This window comes from gamma proteobacterium symbiont of Lampromicra miyakona, from assembly GCF_059730895.1.
The window spans coordinates 3,690,629-3,704,635 of the sequence record NZ_AP035932.1 but is presented as its reverse complement, the minus strand read 5'-3'; the positions used below and the strand labels follow the sequence as shown (position 1 = coordinate 3,704,635).

General features: G+C 58.8%; 8 protein-coding genes. 6 read left to right on the top strand and 2 right to left on the bottom strand.

All coding sequences use genetic code 11. The features are described 5' to 3' along the window. Nucleotides 1–147 precede the first annotated feature (147 nt). Together yncE and AC6I8P_RS17480 are read left to right on the top strand one after the other, a co-directional pair. Nucleotides 148–1,203 (top strand): 7-bladed beta-propeller protein YncE, encoded by a 1,056-nt coding sequence (yncE, locus tag AC6I8P_RS17485; protein ID WP_159377373.1) that lies wholly within the window; start codon nt 148–150, stop codon nt 1,201–1,203. Between the two features lie 121 nt (nt 1,204–1,324). Then, nucleotides 1,325–2,965, top strand: coding sequence for a dihydroxyacetone kinase subunit DhaK (locus AC6I8P_RS17480; RefSeq protein ID WP_498030841.1), 1,641 nt, complete (start codon nt 1,325–1,327; stop codon nt 2,963–2,965). Between the two features lie 281 nt (nt 2,966–3,246). Here the strand turns inward: AC6I8P_RS17480 and sbmA are convergent, their stop codons facing one another. Continuing rightward, the gene (gene sbmA / locus AC6I8P_RS17475) at nt 3,247–4,482 is read right to left on the bottom strand and encodes a peptide antibiotic transporter SbmA (protein ID WP_021507809.1); all 1,236 of its coding nucleotides are present in this window, start codon (nt 4,480–4,482) and stop codon (nt 3,247–3,249) included. A gap of 294 nt (nt 4,483–4,776) precedes the next feature. Between sbmA and AC6I8P_RS17470 the strand changes: the two genes are divergently transcribed. The 4 genes from AC6I8P_RS17470 to AC6I8P_RS17455 all read left to right on the top strand — a co-directional run bounded on the left by AC6I8P_RS17470 (nt 4,777) and on the right by AC6I8P_RS17455 (nt 12,330). Beyond that, nucleotides 4,777–5,514, top strand: coding sequence for a gluconate 2-dehydrogenase subunit 3 family protein (locus AC6I8P_RS17470; protein WP_058780874.1), 738 nt, complete (start codon nt 4,777–4,779; stop codon nt 5,512–5,514). 2 nt (nt 5,515–5,516) lie between these two features. Then, nucleotides 5,517–7,298: a GMC family oxidoreductase gene (locus AC6I8P_RS17465; protein ID WP_481657986.1), complete on the top strand. Its 1,782-nt coding sequence runs from the start codon at nt 5,517–5,519 to the stop codon at nt 7,296–7,298. An 11-nt stretch (nt 7,299–7,309) separates the two neighbouring features. After that, complete coding sequence (locus tag AC6I8P_RS17460; protein WP_481657985.1) at nt 7,310–8,629, top strand: c-type cytochrome; 1,320 nt, start codon at nt 7,310–7,312, stop codon at nt 8,627–8,629. A gap of 197 nt (nt 8,630–8,826) precedes the next feature. Beyond that, nucleotides 8,827–12,330 carry an Ig-like domain-containing protein gene (locus tag AC6I8P_RS17455; protein WP_498030840.1) on the top strand — a complete coding sequence of 1,168 codons (3,504 nt, stop codon included), beginning with the start codon at nt 8,827–8,829 and terminating at the stop codon, nt 12,328–12,330. Nucleotides 12,331–12,470: 140 nt separating this feature from the next. Here AC6I8P_RS17455 and AC6I8P_RS17450 read toward each other — a convergent pair whose 3' ends face one another. Beyond that, nucleotides 12,471–13,880: an MFS transporter gene (locus AC6I8P_RS17450; RefSeq protein WP_262264508.1), complete on the bottom strand. Its 1,410-nt coding sequence runs from the start codon at nt 13,878–13,880 to the stop codon at nt 12,471–12,473. Nucleotides 13,881–14,007 lie beyond the last annotated feature (127 nt).

The window sequence follows — 14,007 nt, the reverse complement described above, 5'->3', positions numbered from 1 at the left end:
GCCATAAAATCCTGTCCCTTTTCCGCATAAATGATTATTATTCGCAAAAACTAACATCCTTATCGGCTCGCCTCGGGCTGAATTTCCTATTGGTTGCAATGTCGGGCTTTCACTGCCGCACGGCGGTGGTTTTGCTATGGAGAAGTTATGAAAGCGAATAAAACAATGCAGTGGGCGCTGCGTCCGCTACTGGTGGCCACGGCGCTGCTGTCCTGCAGCGCGCTGCAGGCGGCGGAAACGCAGCCGCTCAATCAGCCGATCGCCAAAGGCGCCTACGAACTGGCCTTCAGCAACAGCAACAACGCGCTGTTCCTCGCCACGGCGCAAAACGCCGGCAATCCGCAGGGCGGTACCGTGTACCGTCTCGATCCGCAGAATCTGGCGGTGAAACAAACCATCAGCACTGAGCTGAAGACCTTTGGTGCCGCCATCAATCAGCACACCAACGTGCTGTACTTTGGCAACACGGTCAACGGTGCGCTGACGGCAGTGGATGCCAGCAGCGGTAAGGTGATCAACACGCTGGTGCTGGATGGCCGCAAGCGCGGTGACACGGTTCGTCCGCTGCAGCCGCGTGAACTGGTCGCGGATGCGCTAACCAATCGCGTGTACATCACCGGTCTCGGCGCGCAAAGCGTGGTGTGGGTGGTGGATGGCAAAACACTCCAGCTCATCAGCACTATCCCGAATACCGGCAAAATGGGCACCGGGCTGGCGCTGGATGCCGCCGCGCAGAAACTGTATGTCACCAATGCCGATGGTGAACTGGTCACTATCAATACCCGCCTGAACGCGATTGAAAAGCGCCAGAAAATTGACGGTGATAAAGAGCACTTTTTCCTGAACATTGCGCTGGATAGCAAAGGCCACCGCGCTTTCCTCAGCGATGCGAAGCAGCCGCAGGTGCTGGTGCTGGATACCCGGACACAGCAGGTGATTCAGCGTATTGAGGTACCGGAATCGCTGGCGGTGCTGTTCAATGCTGACCGTGACGAGTTTTATGTCACGCACCGTAAAGCCGGTGAGATCAGCATCATCGATGCCAGCAGCTATAAAGTGAAACGCACGGTGAAAGCGCCGGGCCTGCCGAACAGCCTGGCGCTCTCCGCCGATGGCAACACGCTGTTCGTCAGCATCAAGCAGCCGGGCTCACGCAAGGAACCGCCAAAAAACCCGGACAGCGTGTTACGCATCGCGCTGTAGGGCGTAATTATCCGAAACTCAGGGGCGACGTGTGTCGCCCTTTGCATTTCCGGCTTTGATCCCCCCTTTCCCGCCCGGCTTACGCTACCTTTAGGACGACAACACCTAAGGGGAGAGTGCAATGAGCCAGTTTTTTATGCATGAAAAAAACGATCTGGTGAACGAAGCGATCGAAGGCGTGTTACTCAGCACACCGTGGCACAACCTGACCCGTCTCGATCTGGGCGATGAGATTCGCGTGGTGGTGCGTTCGGACTGGGATAAAAGCAAAGTCACACTGATTTCCGGCGGTGGCTCCGGCCACGAACCGGCGCACGCGGGCTTTGTCGGCAAAGGGATGCTGACCGCTGCGGTGTGCGGCGATATCTTCGCCTCGCCGAGCGTTGATGCGGTGCTGAACGCCATTGTTAACGTCACCGGTGAGGCGGGCTGTCTGCTGATTGTGAAAAATTACACCGGTGACCGGCTCAACTTTGGCCTCGCAGCGGAAAAGGCGAAAAATCTTGGTTACAAGGTGGAGCTGGTGATGGTGCAGGACGATATCGCGCTGCCGGAAAATCCACAGCCGCGCGGCATTGCCGGCACCGTGCTGGTGCACAAAATCGCCGGCTTTGCCGCGGAGCAGGGGCACTCGCTCGACGAGGTCAAAACCCTGGCGCAGCGCACCATCGACGCCACGTCCTCCATCGGCCTGGCGTTTGCCACCTGTCACATTCCGGGTGAAAAGCGCGACGATCGCGTGGCAGCTGGTCATAGCGAGCTGGGGATGGGCATTCACGGTGAGCCGGGCGTGATCACGCTCGATACGCAAAACAGCCGCAAAATTACCAGCATCATGACCGATCAGCTGGCGCAGGCGCTGCCCGACGGCAAACAGGCGCTGTTGATGATCAACAATCTCGGCGGCTTTTCCCAGCTGGAGCTGGCGCTGCTCACGCGCGAGGTACTGCAGTCGCCGCTGGCGGCACGCATCACCCATTTAATTGGCCCGGCAACCCTGGTCAGCGCGCTGGATATGAAAGGGTTTTCGCTGACGCTGCTGGCGCTGGAAGAGGCGTTTTTCGAGGCGCTGCATGCGCCGGTGCAGGTGCTGGGCTGGACGCCGATGTATGACTTTGCGCCCATCAGCCTGCAGCGCGCTGAACGCATCGGCAGCGTGCTGGATTTCGATCCTTCTGATAACGCTGAAGTGGCGCAGGTGGTTGAGCGCGTGACGCAGACGCTGATCGATCTGGAGAGCGAGCTGAATGCGCTGGATGCCAAAGTCGGCGACGGCGATACCGGCTCGACCTTTGCCGCCGGCGCGAAGAAAATCCAGCGCGGCCTGCGTGAACAGCAGCTACCGCTGGATGAGCTGCCTACGCTGCTGGCGCTGGTGGGCGAACAGCTGGCGACGGTGATGGGCGGATCGAGCGGCGTGCTGATGTCGATTCTGTTTACTTCGGCCGGACAGCAGCTGGAGGAGGGCAGCACGCTGCCGCAGGCGCTGATGCACGGGCTGGAACGGATGAAGCACTACGGCGGCGCGCAGCCGGGACATCGCACCCTGGTGGATGCGCTGCAGCCGGCACTGGAGGCGTTAGCGGCCGGAGAGTCGCTGGCCGCGGCGGCAGCCGCTGCGCAACGGGGCGCCGACGCGACGGCGCAGATGCAGAGTGCGAAGGCGGGCCGTTCGGCTTATCTCAATCAGCAGAGTCTGGATGGCGTGAAAGATCCGGGCGCGTACGCCATCGAGAGGGTGTTTGCGGTGCTGGCGGGCTGAAGATGGGGCGGATGGGTGCGGGGTTCGCCCTCACCCTAACCCTCTCCCGCAGGCGGGAGAGGGGACTGTCCGGAACGATGTCGGAGTACAGCGCGGTTCTGCACCCGGCCCTCACCCTAATCCTCTCCCGCGGGCGGGAGAGGGGACTGTCCGGAGCGATGTCGGAGTACAGCGCGGTTCTGCACCCGGCCCTCACCCTAACCCTCTCCCGCGGGCGGGAGAGGGGACTGTCCGGAGCGATGCCGGAGTACAGTGCGGTCCTGCGCCCGAGCCTTTTCCGCTTACTCCGAGGCTTCGCGCAGCATCTCGTCGTGCGGAATATCCTGCAGAATCTGCTCGAAGCTGCGCAGACGTTTGTAGATCGACATCAGCGTAATCAGCGTGGACCACGAGGTGATCAGATACTGGAAGGAGGAGCGCACCTGATCGAACACGTTGGTGATCTGGTTAAGTAGCCCCAGCGTGATGGTGCCCGCAACAATCGAAGGGAACAGCACGAACAGCCCGAACACATTGTCCACCTGCAGATAGAGAATGCGCGTGATGTTGAAATAGAGATAGTGGAAATAGAGGCGGAAATAGTTGTGACGCACGCGGCTGAACAGCTCCTGCACCGTAGGCGGCGCGGCGCGCTGCGGATCGTCCTCGCCGTACACCAGTTCTTTACGGTACGCGGCTTCCACCCGCTGATTGCGGAACTCCAGCCCCGGCAGTTTAATCCCCACCAGCGCCAGCAGCGCGGTACCAAACAGCGACCACAGCAGCGCGGCGATCACCAGCGCATAAGGGATATTGCCGAGGATCGGCACTTCTTTCACGTGATGCGATAGCGTCACCAGCACCGGCAGAAACGCCACCAGCGTCATGATGGCCTGAATAAAGCTGATGCCCCAGTCCTGCAGCGTACTGGCGAAGCGCATGGTGTCTTCCTGCACACGCTGTGCGGCACCTTCTACCAGACGCAGGCGCTGCCAGTTATGCATGTAGTAGTTGTTCATCGCGGTACGCCAGCGGAATACCCAGTGGCTGACGAAAAACGAGTTCATCACGCCGATCACTACCGCGATCAGCGCAATGCCGAGAAACGCCAGTACCTGCACATAGAACTGATTGATGCTCACCGAGCCAGCTTTGGTCAGCGCCTGTTGAATCATGTCGTAAAACGGACCATACCAGGCGTTAACGCCGACGCCAACCTGCACGCCAAACCAGGTGACAAAGATAATCAGTAACGATCCCCATACCGACCAGCGCTGCCACGGATGGTTGTCGATGATGCGCCACACCAGCGCAAAGGCGCCGCCCATGATCCAGTAATAGGCATAAAACCACAGCTGGCTGGCGTGGATAAAGCGGCTGGCGTTGGTCGGCAGCGGCTGCTGCATCGCCGCCTGCAAAGCGGGAAAGCGCGCCGGAAAATCATTGAAAAAGCCAAACCAGGCAAAAATGGCAATCAGGCTCCAAATCGCGGCCGAGCTGAAAAACAGCGCCGGCCGCGGAAAATAGGACTTAAACATAGGCACTCCGCTGTTGTGTGTACTCTTTATACCGCTTCCGGCATTTATCTGTCTGTTGTCGGTTGTATCCGACGATGACAGCATCGCCGCATTTATGTAAAGCGGCAGAGTTAGTTGTTAAGTTTTTTGTGCTCATTTGTTTCGGGAAACTAAATTATTAACGGCGATGGTGTTACACTACGTCAACTGTTACCGGTAACAGTCTTGCTGTATCCCTTAAAACGCCAATAAAAATCATTACAACGCAACTACTTAACTTTCATGCCGCATTATATGCGGTAATGAGGCAATGTCATGTCAGAAGAAAAAAAGGGTCACACTCGCCGGGATTTCCTGCTGAGAACCATCACCCTGGCGCCGGCAATGGCGGTAGGCAGTACAGCGATGGGCGCACTGGTCGCGCCAATGGCTGCCGGTGCGGCAGCGTCGTCGGCCGCGGCGCCGCAGCAGGCGCGCGAATATCAACCGGTGTGGTTTACCGCCGAAGAGTTTGCCTTCATCAAAGCCGCCGTGGCGCGCCTGATCCCCAACGATGAACGTGGTCCTGGCGCGCTGGAAGCCGGCGTACCGGAGTTTATCGATCGCCAGATGAATACGCCGTATGCCACCGGCAGCAACTGGTATATGCAGGGACCGTTCAATCCGGATCTGCCAAAAGAGCTCGGCTATCAGCTGCCGCTGGTGCCGCAGCAGATCTACCGTCTCGGCCTGGCCGATGCCGATGGCTGGAGCAAACAGCAGCACGGCAAGGTATTTGCTGAGCTGACGCCCACGCAGCAGGATGCGCTGCTGAGCGCCTTCGAAAACGGCAGCGCGCAATTCCCGCAGGTGCCGGCCAAAACCTTCTTCGCCTTTCTGTTGCAAAACACCCGCGAGGGCTACTTCAGCGATCCGATCCACGGCGGCAATCAGGGCATGGTGGGCTGGAAGCTGATCGGCTTCCCTGGCGCACGCGCCGACTTTATGGATTGGGTAGAGCGCGGCGAACGTTATCCGTTCCCGTCAGTTGATATTCGCGGCGAGAGGGCGTAACCGTGGCAAATGCGTTAAAAAAAGTGGATGTGGCGATCGTCGGTTTCGGCTGGGCCGGGGCGATCATGGCGAAAGAGCTGACCGAGGCAGGTCTGCATGTGGTGGCGCTGGAGCGTGGGCCGCATCGAGATACCTATCCGGATGGATCCTATCCACAGTCCATTGATGAACTGACTTATAACATCCGCAAAAAGCTGTTCCAGGATCTGTCAAAAAGCACCGTAACTATCCGTCACGATGCCTCACAAACCGCCGTACCGTATCGTCAGCTGGCGGCATTCCTGCCGGGCACCGGCACCGGCGGCGCCGGCCTGCACTGGTCGGGCGTGCACTTCCGCGTCGACCCGGTCGAGCTGAACCTGCGCAGTCACTACGAGCAGCGTTACGGTAAAAACTTTATCCCGGAAGGCATGACCATTCAGGATTTCGGCGTCAGCTATGACGAGCTGGAACCGTTCTTCGATCAGGCGGAAAAAGTGTTCGGCACCTCCGGCAGCGCCTGGTCAATCAAGGGCAAAGTGGTGGGCAAAGAAGGCGGCAACCCGTATGCGCCGGATCGCTCCAGCGACTTCCCGCTGCCCGCGCAGAAGCGCACCTGGTCGGCACAGCTGTTTGCCCAGGCGGCGGAATCGGTGGGCTATCATCCTTACGATATGCCGTCGGCCAACACCTCCGGTCCTTACACCAATACTTACGGCGCGCAGATGGGGCCGTGCAACTTCTGCGGCTACTGCAGCGGCTACGCCTGCTACATGTACTCCAAAGCGTCGCCGAACGTTAACATTCTGCCCGCGCTGCGCCAGGAGCCGAAGTTTGAGCTGCGCAACAACGCGTATGTGCTGCGCGTCAATCTGACCGACGATAAAAAACGCGCGACCGGAGTGACCTATCTGGACGGTCAGGGACGTGAAGTGGAGCAGCCGGCGGATCTGGTGATCCTCTCCGCCTTCCAGTTCCACAACGTGCACCTGATGCTGCTGTCCGGCATCGGCAAGCCGTACAACCCTATCAGCAACGAGGGCGTGGTCGGCCGTAACTTTGCCTACCAGAACATCTCCACGCTGAAGGCGCTGTTTGATAAAAACACCACCACCAATCCGTTCATCGGTGCCGGTGGCGCCGGCGTGGCGGTGGATGATTACAACGCCGATAACTTTGACCATGGTCCGTACGGCTTTGTCGGCGGTTCACCGTTCTGGGTCAACCAGGCGGGCACCAAGCCGATCTCCGGCCTGCCGACGCCAACAGGCACGCCGAACTGGGGCAGCCAGTGGAAAGCGGCGGTGGCGGATACCTATAACCATCACGTGTCGATGGATGCGCACGGCGCGCACCAGTCGTATCGCGCTAACTACCTCGATCTCGATCCCAACTACAAAGATGCTTACGGCCAGCCGCTGCTGCGTATGACCTTTGACTGGCAGGACAACGACATCAAAATGGCGCAGTTCATGATCGGCAAGATGCGCAAAATCACTGAAGCGATGAATCCGAAGATGATCATTGGCGGCGCGAAAGGGCCGGGTGCCCATTTCGATACCACCGTGTACCAGACCACGCACATGAGCGGCGGCGCCATCATGGGTGAAGATCCTAAAACCAGCGCGGTGAACCGCTATCTCCAGAGCTGGGATGTGCCTAACGTGTTTGTCGCCGGCGCTTCTGCCTTCCCGCAGGGGCTGGGCTACAACCCGACCGGCATGGTGGCGGCGCTGAGCTACTGGTCCGCCAAAGCGATTCGTGAACAGTATCTGAAGAACCCCGGCCCGCTGGTACAGGCATAAGGAACATGGCGATGATCAAAAGTTTAACAGCCCTGTTGCTGGGCACCCTGTCGTTCGCCGCGCTGGCGGAGGACACCGCCGCCGATACGCTGGTGCAGCGCGGTGAGTATCTGGCGCGCGCCGGTGACTGCGTCGCCTGCCACAGCACCGCAGGCGGTAAACCGTTTGCCGGCGGACTGGCGATGGCGACGCCGATTGGCACCATCTACTCCACCAATATCACGCCGGATAAGGCAACCGGCATTGGTGACTACAGCTATGACGACTTCCAGAAAGCGGTGCGTCATGGCGTGGCGAAGAATGGCGACACGCTCTATCCGGCGATGCCCTATCCGTCTTATGCGGTGGTCAGCGATGACGACATGAAGGCGCTGTATGCCTACTTCATGCACGGCGTGGCACCGGTGGCGCAGGCTAACAAAGAGAGCGACATTCCGTGGCCGCTGTCGATGCGCTGGCCGCTGGCGATCTGGCGCGGCCTGTTTGCGCCAGATGTGAAGGCGTTTCAGCCGGCCGCGCAGGAAGATCCGGCGCTGGCGCGCGGTCGCTATCTGGTGGAAGGGCTGGGCCACTGTGGTGCCTGCCACACACCGCGCAGCTTCACCATGCAGGAGAAGGCGCTGAATAACGGCCAGGGCAATGATTATCTTGCCGGCAGCAGCGCGCCGATTGACGGCTGGACCGCCAGCAACCTGCGCGGTGACAACCGCGATGGCCTGGGGCGCTGGAGCGAAGCGGATCTGCAGCAGTTCCTGCGCTATGGCCGTAACGATCACACGGCGGCGTTTGGTGGCATGACCGAGGTGGTGCAGCACAGCCTGCAGTATCTCAGCGATGCGGATATCAGCGCGATTGCCCGTTACCTGAAATCGCTGGGTGCGAAAGATCCGTCTCAGGCGGTGTTCCGTGAGGATGACGCAGTGGCCCGGGCGCTGTGGAAAGGTGACGACAGCCAGCCGGGTGCCGGCGTGTATGTCGACAGCTGTGCGGCGTGTCATAAAACCGACGGCAGCGGCTATCAACGCTTCTACCCGGCACTGCGCGGGAATCCGGTGGTGATGGCAGAGGATCCGACGTCGCTGATTCACATCGTACTGGTCGGCGGCACGCTGCCGGGCGTGCAAGGCGCACCGACCGCGATCACCATGCCGGCGTTTGGCTGGCGTCTGAACGACAGTCAGGTGGCGGATGTGGTGAACTTTATCCGCAGCAGCTGGGGCAACGGCGTGCAGACCAAAGTCACGGCGAAACAGGTGGCGAAACTGCGCCAGGATGACAGCGTGCAGCCAAAACAGGGCAGCGCGGATATCCGGGTGCTGGAAAAGCAGTAAGTCTGTCTTAAGCATTTCCTTCAGGTCATGGCGCGGTTCATGGCCTGAAGGGTGCGAAAAATCCCACTAAAATTCATTATCTTAGATTTTCCTTTCAGACGTTTCTTGTAAGAGATTCCTTCCCCTGCGTTTAAAAATCCCTGCCGCTTATTAAGCGTTACTTTAACGATATTAACTCTGGCGAAAAGGATGACCATATGTCTGTAGGCTATTACGACCCGACCAAACCGGGGCAGGAGAACTACGTCAATTCACCTTATCAGTACTGGAAAGGGGTGATTGAGGATAAGAGCGTCAGCTATATCGAATTTGCCATTAACGGCCAGCTGTTTACCACCCAGGTTCAGGCCGATGGCAGCTGGGAGTATCAGCTGCCGCTGCGGCTGGAAGAGGGGAGCCACAATCTCACCGTGCGCTTTTTCGACCGGGCCGGCAACGCCGGGATTCCGTTCCAGACGCGGCTGGAAGTCGATCTCAGCCCGCCCGATATGCCGGCAATTATGCGCGTACTGGATGATTTCGGACCGGTGCAGGGCCCGGTTGGCAACAAAGGCTTCACCGATGATAAAACGCCAGCCATTTCCGGTTATGCCGAGCCGGACAGCATTGTCCGCCTGTACAGCAACGGCGTGCTGATTGGCAGCGTGCAGGCGGCGAAAAACGGTCAGTGGACCATTACACCGGAACTGAACGACGGTGAGCAGCGCCTGTATGGCACCGCCACCGATAAATTCGGTCAGGTAAGTTTTGATTCCCCGGTCTATACGCTTTACGTCAATTCGCCGCGCATCGACAAGCCGCAGCTGCTGGAAGTGTTTGATAATGAAGGGGTGAACACCGGTGTGATCAAAGCCGGTAGCGCAAGCGACGATCGCAGCCCGCGCCTGAGCGGCAACGCGCCGCTGGACGCAGAAAACGTCATCATCTACGTCAACGGGGTACGCGTCGGCGTGGCACCGGTGATTGACGGGCAGTGGCGCTGGGAGAGCAACGTTGATCTGCTGGGCTACGGTGAAAACACCATTACTACCCGCGCACAAAATAACCGTGGTGAGTTGAGCGATGCGAGCGAGCCGTTTACCTATACGGTGGTGCCCACCGCGCCGGTGAAGATTGAGTATGCGCTGGATAATTTTGGCCCGGCACAGGGCAAACTGGAAAACGGCGCGCTGACCGATGACTTCACCCCCACGCTCAAAGGCACGGCGGAAGCCAACAGTATCGTCTACGTGTATGCCACACGCGAAAACGGCAGCTGGTGGCTGAAAGGCAGCACCCAGGCGGATGCCTTTGGCCACTGGCAGGTGGAAATCGCCCGACTGGATGGCGGGGCCGGCCCGTATCACTTCCAGGCCAGTAACAGCCCGACGCGCGATCCCGCTGCGCCGCTGTTCGACCTGTATGTGTCAGACAACGGCACCCGCCTGAAGCCCACCATCAACGCGGCGCACGATAATGTCGGGCCCGAGCAGGGCAAATTAATCAACGGCGCCATCACCGATGACATGGCGCCGACGCTGCAGGGCAAAGCCGAAGCCAACAGCATGGTGTATATCCATGCGCGGCATATTGATGGCCACTGGGTGGTATTAGGCAGTGTTAAGGCCGATGCCTGGGGCAACTGGATAACGGAAGTGCGCGCGCTGCGCGGGGGATACGGCACTTATGAGTTTCAGGCTGCCAAAACCCCCGATCGCGACACCAGCGCCGAGGTGTTCAGTCTCAACATGGTGCCGGAAAAACCCGGTATCGTTTCTGCCTGGGATAATTTTGGCGCGCAGACCGGCGTGCTGCATCAGGGCGATGTCACTGATGACCTGACGCCAACGCTGAAAGGCCATGCTGCAGCAAACAGCGTGGTTTATATCTATGCCCGTCACGTGAACGGGGTATGGGTGACGCTCGGCAGCGCCGTTGCGGATGCTCATGGTCACTGGCAAAGCGAAGTGCGCGCGTTACGCGGCGGCTTTGGCAAATATGAGTTCCAGGTCTCAGACAGCCCGGTGCGTGACGCCGCCGCCGATGTTTTCGACCTGACGATAATCTCCGGCAAGACAGAGATTATTTCTGCGTGGGATGACAGCGGACCAAAGCAGGGCCAGCTGAAAAGCGGTGATATCACCGATGATATGACGCCAACCCTGAAAGGCACGTCTGCACCCAATAAGGTGGTGTACATCTTCGGCTGCCATATTGAGGGCCACTGGGTATTAATGGACTCGGTCACAGCGGATGCTACGGGTAACTGGAGCTACCAGTCTTACGATCGCTCGCCGTGGAAAGGGCTGACGCAATTTCAGGTCAGTGATAGCGCCATTCGTGATGTGAATGCGCCAACCTTTCTGCTGGAGATCAATGTCGATCCGCCGAAGGTCGATCACAAGGGGCTAGTGTGGAATTTCAACGACGGCACCCAGCAGGGCTGGATCGCCAGCGGTCTGTATCACAAAAATGACAACATCGGGGTTAAGCGCTGGAGCGGAGGCAATTCCTCTTATGAGTTGGGTTCCATGACCAACGGTTCAAACACCAACGGGTTCAAAGGAGAAGTGGTTTATCGCTATATTCAGGTCGAAGCGGGTAAAACCTACCAGTTCGATTTTGATGGCTACCGTATTCCTGGCGGTAGCCTGAAACCGAAAATCGGTCTGGACGTTAATGGACAGAAAGTGATTCCCAACATGGGCCTGGATGCTGCCTGGAATCATTTCAGCGGACTGTATACCGCCAGCAAAACAGAAGTGGTTCGCGTGGCGGTAACCAATGAGGTTAATAACGGTAACGGCAACGATTTCGCTATCGATAACATCGGGGTTAAAGAAATCAGCCGGGTTCGTGGACAACCTGATCTGGTGAAAGATGCTAACGGTCATCCGCGCTATATCGATTTTAAAACCGGGGTCAGTTATACCATCGACGACAGTCTGAAAATGACGCTGATTAAAGGACCGAATATCGGCGGCGAGCAAAAAACGCTGAAGCATGGCGAAATCATTGTTGGCCGTGGCGGCCAGATGAAGCTGGATTTCGACGGCGTGGCGGAGAAAGTGGTGCTGAAATCGGATTATGTGCACAGCAAAGGCAATTACATCGATTTCTATGACACGCAAGGTAAATTGCTGCACAGCTATGAGCTGAAGGCGCACCCTGGCACCCTGCGAAGCGACATTGTCGAGTACCACGCCCCGGCCGGTAAGCTGATCGGTTCAGCCGTGGTGCGCGTCAATCCGGCAGAAGTGGATTCGGTGAACAATCCGGGCGGCGTGCGCATCAGTGACGTTGAATGGGGCATGCATGACGATCATGTCGGTATCACTACCTTTGATGTTCCTGCCGTCATCACCCTGGGCGATGAATTCGCCGTTTCCCTGAGCGATGTGCTGGCGCAGGGCAAGCAGGGCAGCACCATCGATATGACGGGTCACGGCAAAAACGTCCTGAGCGTAGCGGTTGACGATATCCTGCAGGTTGGAAGTCAGGATCTGTTCGTGAAAGACGGCAAAACCCAGCTGCTGTTCAAAGGCGATGCGCAGGACGTGGTAAAACTGGATGACATCCTCGGCGACGGCGGTGACGTGGGCGATTGGGTGAAACAGCAGGGCAGCACCACGGTGGCTGGCGTGAAGTATCAGGTTTACAGCCACAGCGGCGTCGATGCCGACGTGCTGATCCAGGAAGGGGTGAAAACCGAACTGGTGTAAATCTGGCGGGGGCGGAAACGCCCCCCAAAAGTTTGCACCAGGACGTAGCGGCGCAATTTATCGCGCGATGAATCGTGCCGCTACAAAGGGGGCGCATTGCCGGGCTGAACCGGCCGCCGCCCACCTTGCGCCCGTCCGGTTTAAATGTTCTCCAGATCCAGCCCCCGCGTCTTCGGCCCGTAAATCCCGACCGACAGCATCACCATCAGCATACTCAGCACGATAAACACGATCACGCCCTGACTGCCGGCATACTGCAGAATCAGGCCAATCAGAATACTGCTGAAAGCGGTCGACAGCCGGCTGAACGAATAGCAGAAGCCAACGGCGCGCGCACGAATGTGCGTCGGGAAGATCTCGGTCTGATAGGCGTGATAGCTGAAGGTCAGCCAGGCGTTGCTATAGGTGATCAGGAAACCGCACACCACCATCAGCAGAGGATTGCTGGTCAGCGCGAACAGCGTGCCGAACACCACCGTCATCAGCGATGAAAAAACGATCTGCCATTTGTTTTCCAGCCGGTCGGCGTAGCGGCTGCAGATCAGCGAGCCGAGCGGATAGGCCAGCGTGATGAAAAAGGCGTACAGCAGGCTGTGGGTAACGGTGGCCCCCTTGCCAGACAGCAGCGCCGGCAGCCAGTTACCGAAGCCGAAGAAGCCAATTGCCTGGAAGAAGTTCATCACCACCAGCATCAGCGTACGCTGGCGATAAGCCGGTGCCCAGATTTCGCTAAAACGCCCTTTTTTCGGCAGCTGTACCGCCGCATCACGCTGAGAGAAATCGTCTCCCGGCGTGATGCCGCAGCGTTTTTCCATCTCGCTCAGCACCCGGTGCGCGTCCTGATGCCGCCCCTGCTGCGCCAGCCAGCGCGCCGACTCCGGCAGGTTTTTCCGGATAAACCAGATTACCAGCGAGCACAGCGCACCGGCGATCACGACCCAGCGCCAGCCTTCGAGGCCGAGCAGGGTTTGCGGTACCAGCCACCATGACATCAGCGCTACCGTCGGCACCGACAGGAACTGAATGAAAAAAGAGAAGGCAAACGCGCGGCTGCGCAGATGGGCTGGCACCCACTCCGACAGATAGGTATCGATGGTCACCAGCTCGACGCCCAGACCGATACCGACCAGGAAGCGGCACAGAATAATCATCTCCGCGCTGTGCTGGAACGCCATCAGCAGTGAGAACGCACCGTACCACGCCAGCGCGCACATAAAGGTCAGGCGACGGCCGAAGCGGTCGGCATAGGGCGTCAGCAGGCTGGCACCGACAAACAGGCCGAGAAAGGTCGCCGAGGCGAACGCCGCCTGATCGGCGATACCAAACACGCCCGCGGCGCCGGTGTGGAACACGCCTGCGGCTACCAGCCCGGCGCTGATGTAGCCGGTTTCAAACAGATCGTACAGCTCGAAGAAGCCGCCGAGCGCCAGCAGCGTAATAAAGCGCCACAGCCCGGCGGAAGAGGGCAGGGCGTCGATGCGCCCGGCCAGCGTCTGGCGTTCGGTAGCGATGCGATCGGTCGCCACCCCTGTCGAATAGGTGGTTGTCATTATGATTGTTACCTCGGTGTTTGCAGGATCCGCCCGGTGGTGGTTTGTCAGAAATCATTAACCGTTAGCAAGCGAAGAAATAGCAGAATAATCAATTCGTCCGGGGTTGCCGAGAGGCGCAGCGGTG